Source organism: Gordonia sp. (in: high G+C Gram-positive bacteria) (genome assembly GCF_047602025.1).
In the GTDB taxonomy this organism is placed as follows: domain Bacteria; phylum Actinomycetota; class Actinomycetes; order Mycobacteriales; family Mycobacteriaceae; genus Gordonia.
Genome location: NZ_JASGII010000001.1, coordinates 668,277 through 687,792, shown reverse-complemented (window position 1 = coordinate 687,792; position 19,516 = coordinate 668,277). Strand labels below are relative to the sequence as shown.

Annotated in this window: 17 protein-coding genes; 8 read left to right on the top strand and 9 right to left on the bottom strand. The window is 71.7% G+C overall.

Annotated elements, in window-relative coordinates:
• Together QM728_RS03430 and QM728_RS03425 are read left to right on the top strand one after the other, a co-directional pair.
• Positions 1-1,632, top strand: a complete 1,632-nt coding sequence (locus QM728_RS03430) for a peptide chain release factor 3 (protein ID WP_415030649.1) — start codon at positions 1-3, stop codon at positions 1,630-1,632.
• Positions 1,632-2,618 (top strand): hypothetical protein, encoded by a 987-nt coding sequence (locus QM728_RS03425; RefSeq protein ID WP_415030648.1) that lies wholly within the window; start codon positions 1,632-1,634, stop codon positions 2,616-2,618. Before QM728_RS03430 ends, QM728_RS03425 begins: the two co-directional genes overlap by 1 nt.
• A gap of 4 nt (positions 2,619-2,622) precedes the next feature.
• Here the strand turns inward: QM728_RS03425 and QM728_RS03420 are convergent, their stop codons facing one another.
• Entirely contained in the window at positions 2,623-3,624 is a 1,002-nt protein-coding gene (locus QM728_RS03420) for an enoyl-CoA hydratase/isomerase family protein (protein ID WP_415030647.1), read from the bottom strand.
• Positions 3,625-3,724: 100 nt separating this feature from the next.
• On the opposite strand from QM728_RS03420, the gene QM728_RS03415 reads away from it, so the two are divergent.
• Genes QM728_RS03415 through QM728_RS03405 form a run of 3 tightly spaced genes read left to right on the top strand, consistent with a single transcriptional unit; the run spans position 3,725 to position 7,204 of the window.
• Positions 3,725-5,716 carry a hypothetical protein gene (locus tag QM728_RS03415; RefSeq protein ID WP_415030646.1) on the top strand — a complete coding sequence of 664 codons (1,992 nt, stop codon included), beginning with the start codon at positions 3,725-3,727 and terminating at the stop codon, positions 5,714-5,716.
• A 4-nt stretch (positions 5,717-5,720) separates the two neighbouring features.
• Complete coding sequence (locus QM728_RS03410) at positions 5,721-5,930, top strand: hypothetical protein (protein WP_415030645.1); 210 nt, start codon at positions 5,721-5,723, stop codon at positions 5,928-5,930.
• Positions 5,927-7,204 (top strand): hypothetical protein, encoded by a 1,278-nt coding sequence (locus QM728_RS03405; RefSeq protein WP_415030644.1) that lies wholly within the window; start codon positions 5,927-5,929, stop codon positions 7,202-7,204. Before QM728_RS03410 ends, QM728_RS03405 begins: the two co-directional genes overlap by 4 nt.
• Here QM728_RS03405 and QM728_RS03400 read toward each other — a convergent pair.
• Entirely contained in the window at positions 7,165-8,418 is a 1,254-nt protein-coding gene (locus tag QM728_RS03400; RefSeq protein ID WP_415030643.1) for an esterase/lipase family protein, read from the bottom strand. The two genes, QM728_RS03405 and QM728_RS03400, sit on opposite strands and share 40 nt — an antisense overlap.
• Positions 8,419-8,498: 80 nt before the next feature.
• Here QM728_RS03400 and QM728_RS03395 point away from each other — a divergent pair, with 80 nt between their 5' ends.
• Genes QM728_RS03395 through QM728_RS03385 form a run of 3 tightly spaced genes read left to right on the top strand, consistent with a single transcriptional unit; the run spans position 8,499 to position 11,749 of the window.
• Entirely contained in the window at positions 8,499-10,061 is a 1,563-nt protein-coding gene (locus tag QM728_RS03395) for an ATP-binding cassette domain-containing protein (protein WP_415030642.1), read from the top strand.
• A 25-nt stretch (positions 10,062-10,086) separates the two neighbouring features.
• On the top strand, positions 10,087-10,890 hold the full coding sequence (locus tag QM728_RS03390; protein WP_415030641.1) for an alpha/beta hydrolase: 804 nt from the start codon (positions 10,087-10,089) through the stop codon (positions 10,888-10,890).
• A gap of 16 nt (positions 10,891-10,906) precedes the next feature.
• The gene (locus tag QM728_RS03385; protein ID WP_415030640.1) at positions 10,907-11,749 is read left to right on the top strand and encodes an aldo/keto reductase; all 843 of its coding nucleotides are present in this window, start codon (positions 10,907-10,909) and stop codon (positions 11,747-11,749) included.
• On the opposite strand, the gene QM728_RS03380 is transcribed toward QM728_RS03385, so the two are convergent.
• The 7 genes from QM728_RS03380 to QM728_RS03350 form a co-directional block, all read right to left on the bottom strand.
• On the bottom strand, positions 11,750-13,555 hold the full coding sequence (locus QM728_RS03380) for an ABC-F family ATP-binding cassette domain-containing protein (protein WP_415030639.1): 1,806 nt from the start codon (positions 13,553-13,555) through the stop codon (positions 11,750-11,752). It abuts the gene before it with no gap.
• A gap of 16 nt (positions 13,556-13,571) precedes the next feature.
• The gene (locus QM728_RS03375; protein WP_415030638.1) at positions 13,572-14,705 is read right to left on the bottom strand and encodes a lipase family protein; all 1,134 of its coding nucleotides are present in this window, start codon (positions 14,703-14,705) and stop codon (positions 13,572-13,574) included.
• Between the two features lie 34 nt (positions 14,706-14,739).
• Entirely contained in the window at positions 14,740-15,654 is a 915-nt protein-coding gene (locus QM728_RS03370; RefSeq protein ID WP_415030637.1) for a 4-(cytidine 5'-diphospho)-2-C-methyl-D-erythritol kinase, read from the bottom strand.
• Between the two features lie 5 nt (positions 15,655-15,659).
• Positions 15,660-16,553 (bottom strand): 16S rRNA (adenine(1518)-N(6)/adenine(1519)-N(6))-dimethyltransferase RsmA, encoded by an 894-nt coding sequence (rsmA, locus tag QM728_RS03365; protein WP_415032824.1) that lies wholly within the window; start codon positions 16,551-16,553, stop codon positions 15,660-15,662.
• Positions 16,517-17,593 (bottom strand): transglycosylase family protein, encoded by a 1,077-nt coding sequence (locus QM728_RS03360; protein ID WP_415032823.1) that lies wholly within the window; start codon positions 17,591-17,593, stop codon positions 16,517-16,519. Before QM728_RS03360 ends, rsmA begins: the two co-directional genes overlap by 37 nt.
• Positions 17,594-17,788: 195 nt before the next feature.
• Complete coding sequence (locus QM728_RS03355) at positions 17,789-18,637, bottom strand: TatD family hydrolase (protein ID WP_415030636.1); 849 nt, start codon at positions 18,635-18,637, stop codon at positions 17,789-17,791.
• A complete protein-coding gene (locus QM728_RS03350) occupies positions 18,634-19,473 on the bottom strand; it encodes a PhzF family phenazine biosynthesis protein (RefSeq protein ID WP_415030635.1) in 840 nt (279 codons plus the stop codon). The genes QM728_RS03355 and QM728_RS03350 overlap by 4 nt, the downstream gene beginning before the upstream one ends.
• Positions 19,474-19,516: the final 43 nt, after the last annotated feature.

The following is a 19,516-nucleotide window of genomic DNA, read 5'->3' as shown; positions in this document are numbered from 1 at the left end:
GTGAGTTCCAGCCCCGACACCGTCGCGCGCGAGGTCCGTCGGCGGCGCACCTTCGCGATCATCTCCCACCCCGACGCGGGTAAGTCGACGATGACCGAGGCGCTGGCGCTGCACGCCCGGATGATCAGCGAGGCCGGCGCGGTGCACGGCAAAGCCGGGCGCAAGGCCACCGTCTCGGACTGGATGGAGATGGAGAAGGCCCGCGGTATCTCGGTCAGCTCCACCGCACTGCAGTTCAACTACACGCCGACCGGACTGGCCAACGAGGATCCCGGTTCTGACTTCGAACCGAATGTGATCAACCTCGTCGACACCCCGGGGCACGCCGACTTCTCCGAGGACACCTACCGCGTGCTGACGGCCGTCGACGCCGCGGTCATGCTCATCGACGCCGCCAAGGGCCTCGAACCGCAGACGCTCAAGTTGTTCCAGGTCTGCCGCCACCGGGGCATCCCGGTGATCACCGTCGTCAACAAGTGGGACCGCCCCGGCCAGACGCCGCTCGAGCTGATCGACGAGATCGCCGAGCGCATCGGCCTCACTCCGACGCCGCTGTACGTCCCGGTCGGCATCGCCGGGGATTTCCGCGGCCTCCTCGACCGGCGCAGCGGGAAGTACGTCAAGTTCTCCCGCACCGCCGGCGGCGCCAAGATTGCGCCGGAGGAGCTCCTCGACGCCGAGCAGGCCGCCGCCGCCGAGGGCGACGCCTGGACCGCCGCGGTCGAGGAGAGCGAACTGCTCTCCGAGATGGGCCAAGACCACGACCAGGAGCTGTTCCTGGCCGGGGAGACCTCGCCGATGATCTTCACCTCGGCGATGCTCAACTTCGGTGTGCGCCAGCTGCTCGAGGCACTCGTCGAGCTGGCCCCGCCGCCCGCGGGACGCGAGGACGTCGACGGCAAGGTCCGCGAGGTCACCGATCCGTTCGCGGCGGTCGTGTTCAAGGTGCAGGCCGGCATGGACTCGAGCCACCGGGACCGCCTCGCCTACATGCGCATCGTCTCCGGCGAGTTCGAGCGCGGCATGGTCGTCACCCACGCGCAGACCGACCGACCGTTCGCCACGAAGTACGCGCAAGCCGTCTTCGGCCGGGACCGCTCCACCGTCGACACCGCCTACCCCGGCGACGTCGTCGGCCTGGTCAACGCGACCGCGCTGGCCCCCGGCGACACCCTCTACGACGGTCCGCGCGTCGAGTTCCCGCCGATCGGATCCTTCGCGCCCGAGCACTTCGCGACCCTGCGCGCGCGGTCGGCCGGCAAATACAAGCAATTCCGCAAGGCCATGGACCAACTGGAGTCCGAGGGCGTCGTGCAGGTCCTGCGCAACGACACCCGCGGCGACGCCTCGCCCGTGCTGGCCGCGGTCGGCCCGATGCAGTTCGAGGTCGTCACCGCGCGCATGTTGGCCGAGTTCACCGTGGAGACCGACCTCGAGCCCCTGGGCTATTCGCTGGCGCGGCGCACCGACGACGACAGCTCGCCCGAGCTCGACCGTCAGCGCGGCGTCGAGGTTTTCACCCGCACCGACGGCGCCCTGCTGGCATTGTTCAGCGACAAGTGGCGGTTGCAGTACATCGAGAAGGAGCACCCGGACTTGACTCTCGAACCCCTCGTGGCGGCGGCGGACTGATGCGCGCCACCCGTACCCCCCTGCTGGCCGTCGCCGGTGCGACCGCCGTCCTGTTCACCGCGACCGCGTGCGCGTCGAGCGAGCCGACCACCATGCCGAGCGCGTCGCCGTCGCGCGCCGCGACCGAGCGCATCGCCGTGGCCGACTGCGAGAAGATTCCCGCCGACGGCCGCATCTTCCGTGCCGGCATCGACCTCCGCTTCACCCGCGGCGCGATGTACGTCGCCATCCCGAAGAACCGCAAGCAGCGCCCGACCCCGACGCCGCCGCCTCCCCCGCCGGTCCCGGCTCCCGTCCCGCCGCCCGTCGCCCCCGCGCCGCCGCCCGAGCAGTGGGCACCGCCCCCGCAGCAGTGGGCACCGCCGCCGCCTCAGCAGTGGGCGCCGCCCCCGCAGCAATGGGCGCCGCCGCAGCAGTACCAGGCCCCCGCGGTCTACACCGGTCCGCGGCGCCCCGAGATCGTCACCGTCGACAACTCGCCCGAGCCGCTCAAGCCGGCGCTCGACGAGTGCGTCTCGCTGCGCAAGTGGGGGCCGCCCTCGCCCGAGGTGCCGCCGGACGGCCTGCTGTTCACCTTCAAGGGATCGGGCTCCGACGGCGGCGAGGTGTCCTTCCCGGTCGTCTCGCTGACCGGCGGCGTGCTGCCGCCGATGGGCCCGGAGATCCCGAAGGTCGGACCGCTGGTCGACTCGTTCCCGGCCGACATCGGCGTGTCCCTGGGCGGCAAGTACTACCTGGCGCGGGGCTGCCCGCTCAAGCTGGTGGCGATGTCGGCGCGCCGCGGCGCCGGGCACTTCTCGTGCAACAACGCCGTGCCGATGACCGAGAACCCACTCGCCCCCAACGACGCCAAGCGCGAACCGGATGCCGGCGATCCGTCGACCCCGCCGGGCGCACCGGCACCCACCCCCGCCACACCCGAGCAGCCGGGTGCGCCGGCCCCGAATGCGACGACCATCTCCGGGTGGTTCGAGGTCAAGCCGTAAGACGCTAGGCGCCGACGATCCGCGCCACGACGGCCGGATCGACGTCGGCGATCGTCGCCGGCTCGAAGTGTGGCTCGCGGTCCTTGTCGACGAGCACCGCGCGGACCCCTTCGGCGAAGTCGGGGGTGGCGGTGATCTGTTCGGCGGCGCGCAGCTCGCGGTCGAAGCACTCGTCGAGCGTGCTCTGCGCGCCTCGCGCGATCAGCTCCGCGGTGACCAGCAGGCTCGTCGGCGAGCAGTTGTCCATCAGGTCGGCCGTCTCGCGGGCCCAATCGTCGCCGCCGCGCAGCCCGCCTACGACCGCGGCCACCGGCTCGGTGCCACCGAAGTAGTCGGCGATCGACCGCAGCGGCAGCTTGTCGCCCGCTGGCGCCGGCTCGGCGGCGGACAAGGCTTCGCCGAGCGGCGTGCCGCCGCGGATGGCGTCGGCCAGCGCTCCGATCGAGGCCGACGCGACCGCGTGCGTGGCGAGCCCGATCTCGAGCGCCTGCGTGCCGCGGATGCGCGCGCCGGTGAGGCCGAGCCAGCGGCCGACGCCGGCGGGCAGGCGCGGCAGGAAGTACGTCGAGCCGATGTCGGGGAAGAAACCGATCGCCGTCTCCGGCATCGCGATGAGCGCCTTCTCGGTGACCACCCGCACCTCGCCGTGCACGCTGATGCCCAGGCCCCCGCCCATGGCCGCGCCGTCGATCAGCGCGACGTACGGCTTGGGGTAGTTCGCGATCAGCTGGTCCAGCTTGTACTCGGAGCTGAAGTACCGCGTGATGGCCGCCGCGTCCCCCGCCAGTGCGGACTCGCGGATGGCCCGGATGTCGCCGCCGGCGCAGAAGGCGCGGTCGGTGCCGGAGGTCACCAGGACGGTCTCGACCGCCGGGTCGTCGGCCCAGTCCGCCAGCACCGGGTACATGTCGTCGATCATCGCCTGATCGAGCGCGTTGAGGGCCTTCGGGCGGTCGAGGACGACCTCTCCGACTCCGTTGGACACCGACGTTGCGATGGCGGACATGCCCACACCCTACCGATCGCGCGACCGCCGCCAACCCCCGCCAAAATCGTGACAATGCCCGTTGTTACAAATGGGCCCTGCTCTGTGCCATACTCAGCCAATGCAGACATTCGAGGCATACACGGCGCTCGCCGCGCAGACCGGCGTGCTCGCCGCCGATCAGGGCGGCGGAGCCGCGTTGGACCAGGTGTTCGGGATGACGGCCGCGGCCGGCGTCGTCTCCATCCTCCTGCTCTGGATCGCCTACCGGCACCGCTCCTACAAGTCGGACTGGCTCGAGCAGTGGGCCGCGTGGTTGGGCCGGATCGGTGAGCGCCCCACCTGGTCGGTGATCCCCCTGCTGCTGTTCATCAGCACCATCCTCACCGCCTTCCTCGGCTTCATCTGGGACGTCAGCCTGCACGTGGGCCGCGGCCGCGACGACGGTCCGCTGGCCAATCCCGCCCACTACTTCATCCTCGTGGGCCTGTTCTTCCTCTTCATCGCCGGCGCACTGGCCATGATCCTGCCGCGCAACGACGACGGCTCGATCGCCAAGCCGGGCATGGCGGCGGTGAAGATCACCCGCACCTGGTACTCCCCGACCGCCGGCATCCTGATGGCGGCCTGCGGCCTGTACGCGCTGATCGGCTTCCCCCTCGACGACATCTGGCACCGCATGTTCGGCCAGGACGTCACCCTGTGGGGCCCCACGCACCTGATGCTCATCGGCGGCGCCGGGTTCTCCCTCATCGCCATCATCCTGCTCATGCACGAGGGTTACCTCGCGGCGACCCGGAGCCGACAGAAGAAGCAGGTCCCGCAGGGCGACCCGCCCGCGTTCCTCGGCTTCGAGATCCCCAAGTGGCTCACCGGCGACCGGATGACACGCTTCACCCAGGCCGTCGCCTGTGGTGGCCTGCTCATCGGCCTGTCCGTGTTCCAGGTCGAGTTCGACTTCGGCATCGAACAGTTCCGGTTGATCTTCCAGCCGATGCTGATGGTCGCCGCCGGCGTCTTCGCACTGGTGGTCGCCCGTCTGTGGGCCGGCCCGGGCGCGACGCTGATCGCGGTCGCCTTCGCCTACCTGATCCGTGGCGCGGTGGCCGTCTTCGTCGGCCCGATCCTCGGCGAGCCGACCAACACCTTCCCCCTCTACCTCGGGATCGCGGTTGTGGTGGAGCTGCTGGCGCTGATCCCCCGACTGCGGGAGAACGCGCTGGCCTTCGGCGCGATCGCCGGCCTCGCCGGTGCCACCGTCGGCGCCTTCCTGGAATCGTTCTGGGTCCGCTGGAACTTCGTGGTGCCGTGGCCCAAGGGCCTGTGGCCCGAGCTGCTGGCGGTGTGCATCCCGGTCGGCGTCATCGTCGGCCTGACCGCCGGGCTCTTCATGCGCGCCCTGCAGCCCAAGCCGCTGCCCGCCCCGATCGTGCGCCGCTCCATCGTCGTGGCCATGATCCTGACGATCGCCGGTGCCACCCTGTGGGGCCTGAACTACACGGTCCCGCAGAACGCGACCGCGTCGATCCGCCTCACCGAGGCGCCGCGCGTGGCCGACACCCGCATGGTGACCGCCGAGGTCCGCATCACCCCCGGCGACCTGGTCAGCGACGATCCGGAATGGGTCAACATCCTCGCCTGGCAGGGCAACGGCGGCCGCAAGCTCCGCGGCCTGGTCATCGACCGCCTGGAGAAGGTCGCCCCCGGCACCTACCGCTCCACCCGCGCGGTCCCGGTGTCCGGCTCGTGGAAGACCGTCCTGCGCATCCAGGACGGCCGCACACTGACCGCGGCACCGGTCTACATGGCCGCCGACCCGGGCATCGGCGCCGCCGAGGTCAGCGCCACCCCGCAGATCAACCGGCCGCTGACCCGCGAGCTCGACATGCTGCAGCGCGAGCGCAAGTTCGACCACCCGTCGTGGTACTTCCCGGCCGCGACCTGGGTCGTCGCCGCGATGACGATCCTGCTCATCTGGCTGCTGGCCTGGGGCGCCGCCCGGATCAACGCGGCGTACTTCCCCCGCCCGGGTCAGCGCCCGCTGATGTTCCAGGGCAGCGGTCGCGGCAAGGTGCACCGCAAGTCGGACGCGCCCGAGTCCGTCGACGCGTGACGCGATGACGACCGTCTACCTGGCGGACCACCCGCTGATCACGGCGGTACCCGCGTTCCTGCCGGCGTTCATCGTCGTCGGCATCATCGTGGCGCTGGTCGTGCGCGACCGGCGTCGCGGCGACGATGACGACGACCAGCCCTTCCTCGACGAGGACGAGATGATGGACACGTACGCGCGCGAACTCGACGAGGACGGCGACGCACAGCGATGACCGAGGTACTCGCGCACGGCACCGGTGAGGCCGCCCACTTCCCGGTCGACATCACCTACGCGCTCGTCGGCGGCTCCTGGGCACTGGCCATCTCGTTCCTCGTGCTCGCCTTCGCCTGGAAGACGCCGCGGTTGACCGCGACCAAGAACTGGGCGGTGCTGCCCGGACTCACCCGCTTCGCCGATTCCCGAGCGGTGCGCGAGACGCTCGGCGCACTGGGCCTCGTCCTCACCGTCGGCGCCCTGGTCCTGGGTTACCGCGCCCGCACCGAGTCGGGCCTGCACAACCCGCTCGTCGGCACCTTCTTCATCTGGCTGTGGGTGGGGCTGGTCCCCGCGTCCCTGCTGTTCGGCCCGATCGGCAAAGTCGTCTCCCCGGTGCGCACGCTGCACCGGTGGGTGTGCGGCGCGCTGGGCCGCTCCCCCGCCGACGGGCTGCGCCCCTACCCCAAGCGCCTCGGCCGATGGCCGGCCGCCGCGGGACTGTTCGCCTTCGTGTGGATGGAGCTGGCGCTGAAGAACCAGACCTTCGGGGCCGTCGCCTGGTGGTGCGCGGCGTACTTCGCGATCACCGTCGTCGGCGCCGTGGTGTACGGCGACCGGTGGTTCTCCCGGGCCGAGCCGTTCGAGGTCTACAGCGGGGTCGTCGCGACGATGAGCCCGCTCGGGCGCGACGGGGCGACCCGCGAGTTGGTGCTGCGCAACCCGCTGCGCGGCCTGCCCGCCTACCGCACCGGCGCGGGCGCCGTCGCCGTCATCGCGGTGCTGCTCGGCTCCACCGCGTTCGACGCCTGGTCGGGCACGCACCCGACGTCGGGGATGGGGCAGCGCACGCCGATCCTGTTGCTGTTCATCGTGATCGTCGGGGTGACCTTCTGCCTGGCGACGATGGCCACCGGCGGCGTGACCGCCGAGCAGCGCCGGGCCATCCCCGGCCGGATGGCGCACACCCTGATCCCGATCGCGGTCGGCTACCTCGTCGCGCACTACGCGAGCTACTTCGTCGAAGACGGTCAAAGCGTGCTGCACGCGTGGCTGTCGGGCCTGCACCTCGGCGAACCGGGGACGTGGCGGCCGTTCACCGACCACCCGACAGCGTTGTCGGTGCTAGCGGTGGGCTCGATCATCGTCGGCCACCTGCTGGCGGTCGTGTCCGCGCACGACGCCGCGCTGCGCATCCTGCCGCGGCGCCACCACCTCACCGGTCAGCTCGCGCTGATGCTGCTGATGGTGGGTTACACCTTCACCGGGCTCTGGTTGCTCTTCGGCGGCTGAGCCGCGAACCACTCGAGCAATCGATCGCCGATCCGGTCGTCGTTCAACAGCGTGAAGTGGTGCGAGCGCCCGAGGTGCACGCCGTTGCGCGGGTCGAACCCGATTCGGCGAGCACGGTTCTTCCCCGCGGCGCTGTGATGCAGGACCAGGCCGTCGCCGATGACGCGGGCGAGTGGGTTGTCCGGGTTGCGGGTGACGGTCGCCGACACGAAGTAGTGGTCGGCGCCGGGCAGCAGTTCGATCTCGGCGGCGATCGCCCGGGCGAGGTCGTCGGGGTCGCGACCGGTCCAGTCCTCGTCGACGAGGGACCCGGCGCGCAGGTCGCGGATGCCGCCGCTGCGGCGCCGCAGCAACCGTCCGAAAGCCCGCGTCTCGGGCAGCTTCATCAGGCCGGCGGCGCCGTGGTGGGCCAGGTTCTCCAGCGGCGCGCCCAGGTGCGGCGTGCCCAGCGACACGGTGGTGCCCACCAGCGGCACCCACGCGTGGCCGGCCTCGCGGCCGTAGTGCGCGGCGCTGCGCGCGACCAGGCCGCCCATCGAGTGGCCGAGGAGCCCGACCGATTCGACGGGCACCGGCCAGCGGCGCACCAGCTCGTCGATCAGCTCGGCGACGTCGCGGCCGTTGGTCGAGATGTGGCGCCCGGTGTTGTAGCGCACGAAGACCGTCGTGACGCCGTCGCGGGCCAGCCGGTCGGCATAGGGCTCCGCTTCGCCGATCGCCCAGGCGTGCTCGGTCTCGACCAGGCCGTGCAGCGCGATGACGATGCGGCCGGTGGCCGTCGGGTAGGCCGCGGCGAGCGCGTCGGTGGTGAGCGGCACCGCCTCCCCGTCGACGCGGATGGACACGGGGTCGGCGAGCGGCGACTGGCGGGCGTCGAGCTCGTCGCCGATCAGGCCGTTGACCGCGGCGATGATCGTCGCGCCCGCCTTCGTCGACGACGGAGCCTGGCGCAGCGGCAGGTCCGCGGCCATGCCGCCGATCCGGCCGGCGGTGCGCAGCGACTCGTCGACGATCACGTAGACGCCGTCGGTGATGGCGTCGTGGACGGCTTTCACCGGGGCGACGGACGGGCCGAGGCCCCAGCGGACGGCACCGAAGATCCGGTCCGAGATCGCGCGGTGCGTCTCGTGGATGCCGACCGATGCCTTGCCCAACTCGGTCAGCCCGAGTTCGGAGAGGGCGCGCACCTCGGCGCGGCGTTCAGCAGTGGTCATGGATTTGAGTGTACATTTGTTCACTCAGTTGGGAAACCTGTTGGAGCCGCGGCGCGACGCCCCCTAACGTCATTGCCACGATGTCTTCCCCGTCCCACCCCGCCGTCACCCTGACCGACCTCGCCTTCGCCTGGCCGGACGGCACCCCCGTCTTCGACGGCCTCACCGCGACGCTGCCCGTCGGCCTCGCGTCGCTGGTCGGCGAGAACGGCGTCGGGAAGACCACGCTGTTGCGCCTGATCACCGGGGACCTGTCGCCGGCACGCGGATCGATCACCACGGTCGGCGCGGTCGAGCTCCTGGGCCAACGCCCCGCGGCGGACCCGACGGCCACCGTCGCGTCGCTGATGGGCGTCGACGACGTGCTCGCCGCGATCGCCCGCGTCGAAGCCGGGTCGGTTGATCCGGCCGACTTCGACGTCATCGGCGACGACTGGGACGCCGCCGAGCGCCTGCGCGCACACCTCGATTCGATCGGGCTGGCGGGCATCGGCGCCGATCGCCGGATCGCCGCACTCTCCGGCGGCGAGGGAACCCTGGTCGCCCTCGCCGGGTGCCTGTGGCGACGACCGTCGATCCTCTTGCTCGACGAGCCGACCAACAACCTCGACCGGCGCGCGCGGCGCCTGCTGTTCGACGCCCTCGCCGCCTTCGCGGGTACCCCGGGACGCTGCGCCATCGTCGTCAGCCACGACCTCGAGCTGCTCGAACAGGTCGACACCACCCTCGAACTCCACCGCCCCCGACCCGGTGCACCGGTCGACCTGCGCACGGTCGGCGGACCCTATTCGCTCTACCGCGACACCGTCGACGCCGAGCAGGCGACGGCCAGGGCCGCGGTTGCCAACGCCGCGGGCGACCTCGCCAAGCAGCAGCGCGAGCGCGACGAGACGCAGACCAAGCTGGCCCGCCGCGCCCGGACGGCGCGCAAGGCCGAACGCGAGAAGCGCGTCCCGAAGATTGTCGCGGGGATGCGCAAGAACGCCGCGCAAGCCTCGGCCGGCAAGCTCGCCGGCACCCACCGCGACGACGTCGAGGCGGCCAAGGAGCGGCTGTCCGACGTCGCCGACGCCGTCCGCAAGGACCGCCACGCCGTCATCACCCTCCCCGACGTCGACATCGCACCGCGGCGCCGGGTCATCGTCGACGACCGGCTCCGGATAGACGGCCCCGCGCGCGTCGAACTGGCCGGCCCGAACGGTTCCGGCAAGACGACGCTCATCGACGACCTCGTCGCATCCGGCGCCATCGCCGTGCCCTACTGCCACGTGCCGCAGGCGGTCACGTTTCCCGACGAGCGCCGGACGGTCGCCCAGGCCGCGCAGCTGGCACACCCCGACGCCTCGGCGGAGCACCTGCGGGCCGCCCTCGCCCGCCTCGGCCTGCGCGGCGCCGCGGGTGACCGGCCGGTGGGCTCGCTCTCCGGCGGGCAGCGGCTGCGCGCCGCACTGGCCATCGGCCTCGCGGCCGACCCGCCGCCGGAGCTGCTGATCCTCGACGAGCCGACCAACAACCTCGACATCGACACCGTCGAGGTGCTGGCCGACGCGCTCGCCGGGTGGACCGGCGCCCTCGTGCTGGTGTCGCACGACGCCGCCTTTGTCGACCGCGTCGGCACAGACCGTCGGGTCGTCCTCGGGTGAGCGCCGGGCGGGCTATCGTTGGCCCATGGCGAAACAAGACATCCTCCTCATCCACGGCACCTGGGGCAGCAGCGGCAGCTGGGACCACGTCGTTCCCGAGCTGACCAAGCGCGGGTACAACGTCCACGCGCCGACGCTGCCGGGCCACGGCAAGGCGAGCGAGGTGAACCTCGAGGAGAAGGCCGCGGAGGTCGTCAAGTGCGGCTTGAACGACTACGTCGACTTCCTGCAGAAGCTGGTCGCCGACATGAAGACCACGCCGATCATCGTCGGCCACTCCCTCGGCGGCCTGATCGCCCAACTGCTGGCCGCCAAGGTCCCGTCGACGGCGCTCATCCTGCTCGCCCCCGCCCCCGCCGCGGGCGTCTTCGCGCAGTACCCGTCGACGACCATCCTGTGGAGCCCGTACCTGTTCACCTGGCTGCGCAGCAAGCCGATGTGGCCGGTGAAGAAGGCCAAGTGGGACAAGTACATCGCCAACGAACTGCCGGCCGACCTGTCCGAGGAGTTCTACGCCGAGCTGTGCGCCGAGTCCGGCAAGGTGTACCGCCAGATGGCGCTCTGGCAGACCGACCGCTCGCGCCAGGCCAAGGTCGACTTCGACGCGATCACCTCGCCCGTGCTCGTCGTCTCCGGCGAGAAGGACCTCTGCTGCCTGCCCGCGATGAACAAGGCGACGGCCAAGCGCTACAAGGGCCGCGCCGACTACGCCGAGGTCGAAGGCTCCGACCACATCGTGACCGCCGGACCGGCGCTGCCGAAGACGATGGCCATCCTCGACGACTGGATCGCCAAGCAGGGCCTGGGGCCCGACGCCGCCAAGGCGTAGCGCCTAGGGTGGGGCCATGAGCCTGATCACCCTGCACGACGGCACGTCCATCCCCCAGTTCGGATTCGGCACCTGGCAGATCCCCGACGCCGACGCCCGGCCGCGGGTCGTCGAAGCGCTGGAGGCCGGCTACCGCCACGTCGACACCGCACAGATGTACGGCAACGAGTCCGGCGTCGGGCGGGCGATCGCCGACGTCGGGCTGTCGCGCGACGAGCTGTACGTCACGACGAAGCTGAACAACAACAACCACGATCCGCAGCGCGCGATCGCCTCGATCGACGACTCGCTCGAGCGGCTCGGGCTCGACTACGTCGACCTGTTCCTCATCCACTGGCCGCTGCCCGGCATCGGCATCGACTACGTCGACACCTGGCACGCGATGGTCGAGATCCAGGGCACGGGCAAGGCTCGTTCGATCGGCGTCTCCAACTTCAACGCCGACCACCTCCAGCGCCTCATCGAGCTCCCCGGATCGGTCGTGCCCGTCGTCAACCAGATCGAGGTGCACCCCTACTTCGCACAGAACGAGCTGCGTGCGTTCAACAAGAACCACCGCATCGCCACCGAGGCCTGGTCGCCGCTGGCGCAGGGTCAGGTCTTCGACGATCCGACCCTCGCCGGGATCGCCGAGCGCGTCGGCGCACCGGTCTCGCAGGTCGTGCTCGCGTGGCACCTCCAGCGCGGCGACATCGTCTTCCCGAAGGCGTCCAGCCCGGCGCGCATCGCCGAGAACTTCGCCGCTCAGGACCTCAAGCTCGACGCCGAGGCCGTTGCCGCGATCGACGCGCTCGATGAGAACCGTCGCATCGGACCGGACCCCGCGACGTTCGACTGGGTGCCGGCCGACGAGGTCTGACTACTCGGCCAGCTCGGCGGCCTCGAGCCACTGCGCCTCGGCCTGCTCCTTCTCGGCGACGACCCGTTTGAGCTCGGCGTCGAGTTCCACGAGGCGCTCGGGGTCGGTGGCCGCATCGACCAGGTCGGCGTGCAGCTTCTCCTCGCGCGCGGACAGCTTGTCGATCTGCCGCTCCAGCCGGCCCATCGCCTTGCGGGCGTCGCGGTGCTCGGCGGACGAGGTCTTCGGCTGCGCGGCTCTAGTGGGCGCACCAGGGGCAACCGCACCCTCGCCGCGCAGCAACTCCTTGCGCCGCTCCAGGTATTGCGCGATCCCGCGCGGCAGGTTGGTGAGCTTGCCGTCGCCGAAAAGGGCCCACGTCGAATCACAGATCCGCTCGATGAGATAGCGGTCGTGGCTGATGACAACGAGGGTGCCCGCCCACCCGTCGAGCAAGTCCTCCACCTGCTGCAACGTGTCGATGTCGAGGTCGTTGGTCGGCTCGTCGAGCAGCAAGACGTTGGGCTCGGCCATGAGCACGCGGGTGAGTTGCAGGCGGCGCCGTTCCCCGCCGGACAAGTCGCCGACGGGCGTGCGCTGGCGGGCGGGTGAGAAGCCGAGCCGCTCGGCGAGCTGGCCGGCCGACAGCTCCTTGTCGCCGACCATCATCCGGGTCGCCACCGACTCGACCGCGTCGAGCACCCGCTGATCCGGGTCGAGGTCGTCGAGTTCCTGGCGCAGCCAGCCGATCGACACCGTCTTGCCCTCGATCCGCCGCCCCGGGTCGACGGGAACCTCTCCGGCGAGCGCCCGCAGCAGCGTCGTCTTGCCCGAGCCGTTGACGCCGACCAGTCCGATCCGCTCCCCCGGCGCCAGCCGCCAGGTCAGGTCGTCGACCAACACCTGCGACGAGCCGTCGGCGGCCGGCGGGGTCGCCAGGCGCGCGTCTTCCAGCTCGATGGCGACGCGCCCCAACCGCCGCTTGGCGAAGGCCGACAGCGTCACGGTGTCGCGCGGCGGCGGCACGTCGGCGATCAGCTTCTCGGCCGCCTCGATCCGGTACTTGGGCTTCGACGTTCGCGCCGGCGGCCCGCGCCGCAGCCAGGCGAGTTCCTTGCGCGCCAGGTTGCGCCGCCGCTCCTCGGCGGCGTCGGCCAACCGCGATCGTTCGGCGCGGGCGAAGACCCAGTCGTTGTAGCCGCCCTCGTACTCGTCGACGCGGCCCGAGTGCACCTCCCAGGTCCGCTGGGCGACGGTGTCGAGGAACCACCGGTCGTGGGTCACGACGACGACCGCGTCCCCGCGCGCGACGAGATGCTCGGCCAGCCATTCGACGCCCTCGATGTCGAGGTGGTTGGTCGGCTCGTCGAGGATCAACACGTTGGCGTCGGCAACGAGCGCGGCGGCCAGTGCGACGCGGCGCCGCTGCCCACCGGAGAGCTCGGCCGTCCGGCGATCGAGCAGGTCGGCGACGCCGATGCCGGACAGCACGTCGCGGATCCGCGGGTCACCGGCCCACTCGTGCTCGGCGACGCCCAGTGATCCGACGACCACCTCGGCGACGGTCGCCTCCGGCGGCAGCTCGCCGCGCTGGGTCACGGTGGCGAGCCGGGCGTCGCCCGCCCGCGAAACACGGCCGGCGTCGGGCTCGGTGATGCCGGCGAGGATCTCCAGCAGGGTGGTCTTGCCGCCGCCGTTGAGGCCGACGACGCCGATCCGCTGCCCGGCGTGCACGCCGACGCTGACATCGGTCAGCAGCGGCTTGATGCCGAAGCTCTTGCTGATCTTCTCCGCGTTGATCAGTACGGGGTTGGCCGGCGCGGTCACGGGGCCACTGTAGCGGTCACCGTCGCGGCCGGAAGTACCCGTCGACGATGGCCATCGTGTCGGCGAGGGACTCGCGGGTCACCGCGTGGTGATCGCCCGGGTACCAGCCGGCGGACACGGCCGCACCGCCGGCGCGCAGCTGGTCGAGCAGCGTCGCGGTCGCGGCGGCCGGGACGATGGGATCGGCCAGCCCCTGCTGCAGTCGGACCGGTCGGCGGAAGCCGCTCGCCGGGATGCCGCTGTACTCGCGCAGGGCCGCCATGAACCGCGGCGAATCGGCCGTCGACCTGATGTAGAGCGACCCCGGGGGCACCGACTTCAACGCCGTGACGGCATCGGTGACGCACAGGTCGGCCGCGCGGGCGAGCCAGCGGCGACCCAGGGGCGACAGGTACTGCTTCACCCGCAGCGACGGGTAGACGTGGTCCAGACCGCTGAGCGCATACATCGAGAACGCGGTCATCGCGTTGCCCGGCCCGAGGTTGGGCAGACCGGGTCGCTGCAGCGCGGTCATCGTCGTCGGCACCTGGCTGGCCGGCGCCATGGCCACGGCGCCGACCATCGGCAGCTCGGGGGCGTAGCGCGGCGCGACCCGCGCGGCCCACAGGGCCGCGTGCCCGCCCTGCGAGTGGCCCAGGGACGCCCAGCGCCGCCCGATCGTCGGGTCGACGTGGCGCGCCGCGCGGACCATGTCGATCACGTTGTATGCCGCCGACCGCCCGCCGAGGTATTCGGTGGTCCCCCCGCCGCCCATGCCGATGTAGTCCGACGCCGTCACCACGTAACCGTCGCGCAGTGCGCCGGCGACGTTGGGCTCGAACTTGTCGATATGCGACTTGGGAAAGGCACTCGGCGCGCACTTCGGCGCGATCCCCGACGTCCCGTGCGCCCAGGACACGACGCGCCACCCGCCCGCCGGGGCCGCGCCGCGGGGGAAGTAGACGACGCCGGTGCTCTTGGCCGGACGGCCGCGCTGATCACGCGTCGCGTACAGGACCTTCACCGCCCGCGCCGCGCCCGTCGGCAGTTGGGCGGCGGGCACCGGGGACTGGGACAGCACGGTTCCGGTGGCGGCCGATGCCGACGGCGCACCGACCAGCAGGGACGACGCCGCGACCGCGAGGGGCAGGGACAGGCTGAGCAAACGCATACCGAGGACGCTAGCGCGTGGGCGGTGCCGGTCGCTAGACGAGCCGGGCGCCCGGTACCGGACCGTTAGCGGTGCGTACCGACTTCGCGACCCCGGCCGCGGCCAACTCGGCGGCCACCCGCACCGCGGCCTCGCCGTCGGCGCACAGGAACGCGCACGTGGGCCCGGAGCCGGACACGATGCCCGCCAGCGCGCCCGCGTCGGTGCCGGCGCGCAGCGTGCGCCGCAGCAGCGGCTGCAGCGAGATCGCCGCGGGTTGCAGGTCGTTGTGCAGGAGTCGTGCCACCTCCTCGACGTCACCGGCGGCGAGGGCGCGCAGCAGCGCGTCGGGCGAGGCGGCCGGGACGGGACCGGACTCCTTCGCGCGCAGCCGGTCGAGCTCGGCGAACACGGCCGGCGTGGACAAGCCGGTCTTGGCGATCGCGACCACCCAGTGGAACTCCCCGCGGGAGAGCACCGGCGAGAGTTCTTCCCCGCGCCCGGTGCCCAGGGCGGTGCCGCCGTGGACGGAGAACGGCACGTCCGAGCCGAGCTCGGCGGCGGCGGCCAGCAGATCGGCGCGGCCCCACCCCGCGCCGACGTGCACCGCGGCCGCCACCAGCGCCGCCGCGGCGTCGGCGCTCCCGCCGGCCATGCCGCCGGCCACCGGGATGGTCTTGACGATCTCGATCGCGAGCCGCGCATCGGGGTCGACCCGCAGCACGGCGCGGGCCGCGAGGTTCTGCTCGGGATCGTCGGGCACCTGGTCGGCGCTCTCGCCGGTGGTTAGCACCGACAACGCGTCGGCGTCGGTGACGGTGACGTCGTCGAACAGGGACACGGCCTGGAAGACGGTGGTGAGCTCGTGATACCCGTCGTCGCGGAGTTCGCCGACGCCGAGGTGGAGGTTGATCTTGGCAGCCGCGCGCGCGGTGGTCGAGCGGACCTGCGCGCGGGGTGTGAGTGCCATCAGGCTCAGGGTAGTGCAGTCTGCGCGAGCGCGACGTAGTCGGCGACGCCCAGCCGCTCACCGCGCGCCGACGGGTCGATCCCGACCGCGCGCAGCCGCTCCTCGGCCGCCGCGGGCGATCCGGCCCACCCGGCGAGCGCGGCGCGCAGCGTCTTGCGGCGCTGGGCGAACGCGGCGTCGATGACGGTGAAGACCCGCTGCCGGGTCGCCGCGTCGCGCGGGTAGTCGTCGGTGCGGTCGATGCGCACCAGACCGGATTCGACCTTCGGCTCCGGCCAGAAGACGTTGCGCCCCACGGATCCGGCGCGGGCGACGCGGCCGAAGTAGCGCGCCTTGACGCTCGGCACCCCATAGGTCCGGTTGCCCGGCTCGGCGGCCAGGCGGTCGGCGACCTCGGCCTGCACCATCACCAGCGCGGTCCGCAGCGAGTCCACCTCGCTCATCAGGTGCAGGAGCACGGGCACGGCGACGTTGTACGGCAGATTGGCCACCAGGGCGGTCGGCTCACCGGGCATATCCGCCGCACCCACCCGCAGGGCGTCGGCCTCGACGACCGTCAGCGACGACGCCTGATCGGGCGCGTAGTCGGCGACGGTCTGCGGCAGTCGCCGGGCGAGGACGGGATCGATCTCGACGGCGGTGACCGACCCGGCGGCGCCGAGCAGCGCCAGTGTCAACGAACCCAACCCGGGGCCGACTTCGAGCACGTGGTCGTCGGGCCCCACCCCGGCGGCCGCGACGATCCGGCGCACCGTGTTGGCGTCGTGGACGAAGTTCTGGCCGAGGGTCTTGGTCGGCCGCACGTCCAACTCGGCGGCGAGCGCGCGGATCTGGGCCGGGCCCAGCAGCCGTGGCGTTGCGGTCAGCGCAGGCCCATCTTCGCGGTGCACGCGGGCCAGGCGCCCCAGCCCTGCGCGGCCTGGGTCTTCTTGGCGATCTCGATCTGCTCCTCGCGGGTGGCGAGGTCGGCGCGCGGCGCGTACTTGCCACCACCGTGGCGCAGCCACGTGCCGTAGTCGAACTGGACGCCGCCGTAGAAGCCGTTGCCGGTGTTGATGTGCCAGTTGCCGCCGGCCTCGCACTGGGCGAGCGTGTCCCACACCGAGCCCGGCGGGACGTACGGCGCACCCGGCTTGGTGCCGACGCGGACGGTGGCCGGCTGCGGCTTGACGAGGTCGTGGCTGCCGAGCTTCTTGCGCTTGGTCACCTTGCCGTTGACGGTCGTGACCAGGTAGGACACCCGGGCCTGGCCCGGCTTGCCCGGCTTCTCGACGACCTTGCGGCCGCTGATCAGGCTCGGGTCCTTCTTGGTCTTCTCCGGGGCCGCGACGTTCTCCACGCGCGTGGACTCCGATGTGCGGATGCGGGTGACCTTGATCTTCATGCCCTTGGTCAGCGGGGTGTCCGCGGCCGGCACGACCTTGTCGGTCGGGGCCAGCGGCTTGCCTGTGCGGGCCAGCAGGTCGCCGACGTTCTGCGCGCCGATCTGCGGGGTCCAGGTCACCGTGCCGTCGGTGAGGGTCACCGGCACGGGCAGCAGCACCGGGATGACCGCGCCGCTGCGCGGCAGGTTCACCAGGTCGGTCTTGGCCGAGGCGTTGCCGAGGTTTTGCTCGGCAAGGAGTTCGTCGACGGTGGCCGCGGTGGTGGTCACCTCGCGCTTCTGGCCGCCGATGTCGAGCGTGACCTTCTTCTGGCGCTTGAGCGTGACCTTCTGGCCGTTGCGGACCTTCTGGTCGCGACCGGGGAGCACGACGTCGTCCTTGCCCGGCGAGTAGCCCTTGAGGGTGAGCACGGTGTTGACCTTGCCCATCATCGTCGACACCGACTTCGACTGGCCGTCGACCTCGAGCGTGACGGTCTTGTGCGAGGCCAGGCCGACGATGCCGCCGGCGACGAGGGCGGCGAGCGTCGTGCCCACGATGACGCGCGAACGCATCGACGTCGGCTGGCGCTTGGCGGCCCTGCGGCCCCCCTTGTGCTTGCTGACGTTGTGGTGCTCGTCAGCGCCGTCCTTGTGCTTCTTGACGTTGTGGCTGCTCATGCTCGGTCCTGCTCGTCGGGCCCGTCGACACGCCGACGGTCCGCCCATCCACGATGGGCATGTAACAGAATGATATCGAAGCGGGGTCGGTCAGGCCACCGGGATGTGATAGACGCGACGGGCGTTGGCCCCAAGCGTCCGCGCCATCTGGTCGTCGGAAACCCCGCGCAGGTCGGCGAGGAATCGGGCCGTGTACGGCAGGCAGTACGACTGGTTGCGCCGCCCGCGGTACGGGTGCGGCGTCAGGAACGGGGCGTCGGTTTCGACGAGGATCAGCTCGTCGGGGACCACGAGCGCGGCCCGCTGCAGTTCGGCGGCGTTGGTGAACGAGACCGTGCCGGAGAAGCTCAGCAGGTAGCCGCGGTCGACACATTCGCGGGCGATCGCCTCGTCCCCGGAGAAGCAGTGCATGATGACCGTCTCCGGCGAGCCCTCGGCGGCGAGGATGTCCAGCAGATCCCGGTCGGCCTCGCGGTTGTGGATCATCAGCGGTTTGCCGGTCCGCTTGGCCAGGTCGATGTGCCACGCGAACGCCTCGGCCTGGACCTCCGGCGACGCGCAGTCCGCCGACCGTGACGGCCAGTAGTAGTCGAGTCCGGTCTCCCCGATCGCGACGACCCGCTCGTGGGCCGCCAGCCGCTCCAACTCCGCTTTCGCCGCTTCGTCGAGGTCGCCGGCGTGCATCGGGTGCAGCGCCACCGCGGCGTAGACGCGGCGGTCCCACTCGGCGGCCGCCACCGCCCAGCGCGCGTCGACCATGTCGTCGGCGACGGTGACCACCTGCTCGACCCCGACCGCGGCGGCGTGGTCGCAGATCGCCGCGACCGATTCCGCGTCCCGACCACCGCAGGCGGCCAGGTGGGTGTGCGCGTCGACGAGCCCGGGCAACGGCTGCGGGTCGGGCGGTGGCTCGCGACGCTGGTCCTTCTTCTTGCTCATAGGTCCACCGTCCCGGAGATGACGGTCACCGAATCGCCGCCGATCCAGATGTCGGAGTCGTCGTCGGCCACGTACACGCGGCCGGCACGGCCGAGGGCGGTGCCCTGCGCCGCGACGTAGCGGCCGGGGACGGCGCGCGTCTGGCGCAGCCACATCGCGAGACCGGCCTGCAGGCTCCCGGTGACCGGGTCCTCGGGGACGCCGATGCCGGGCGCGAAAGCGCGCACCTCGATCGCGGCGCCGTCGGGCCCGCCGCCGGGCGGGTAGCAGGCGACGACGCCGACCATCAGGGCGCCGAAGGCCAGCGGGTCGGGGTTCAGTTCGAGCACCCGCTCGACCGAGCCGAGCTGGACGCCGATCCACGGCGGGCCGTTGTCCACCCAGGAGGAGTCCACGACCTCGTCGGGGGTCACGCCGAGTGCATCGACGACACGGCTCAGAACGTGCGGCTCGACCGCACCGCTGCGGCGCAGGCCGGGGGCGGCGAAGGCGAGACGGTCACCGTCGCGGCGCAGCTCGACCAGCCCGATGCCACATTCCTGCACGATCTGGCGGCGGGTGGTCGCCCCCTCGCGGGAGAGCCACACGTGGGCCGAGCCGAGGGTCGGATGCCCGGCGAAGGGCATCTCGCCGCCGGGGGTGAAGATGCGCAGCCGGTAGTCGGCGGCGGGCTCGGTCGGCGTCTGGATGAACGTCGTCTCCGAGAGGTTGGTCCACCGCGCGAAGGCGGCCATCGTCTCGTCGGCCAGGCCGTCGCCGTCGACGACGACCGCCACCGGGTTGCCCGCGGCGGCGAAGCGCGTGAACACGTCGACCTGCGCGAAGGACCGGAGCATGCCTCCATCCTGGCACGGGACGAGATCACACTTTCCCAGCGCG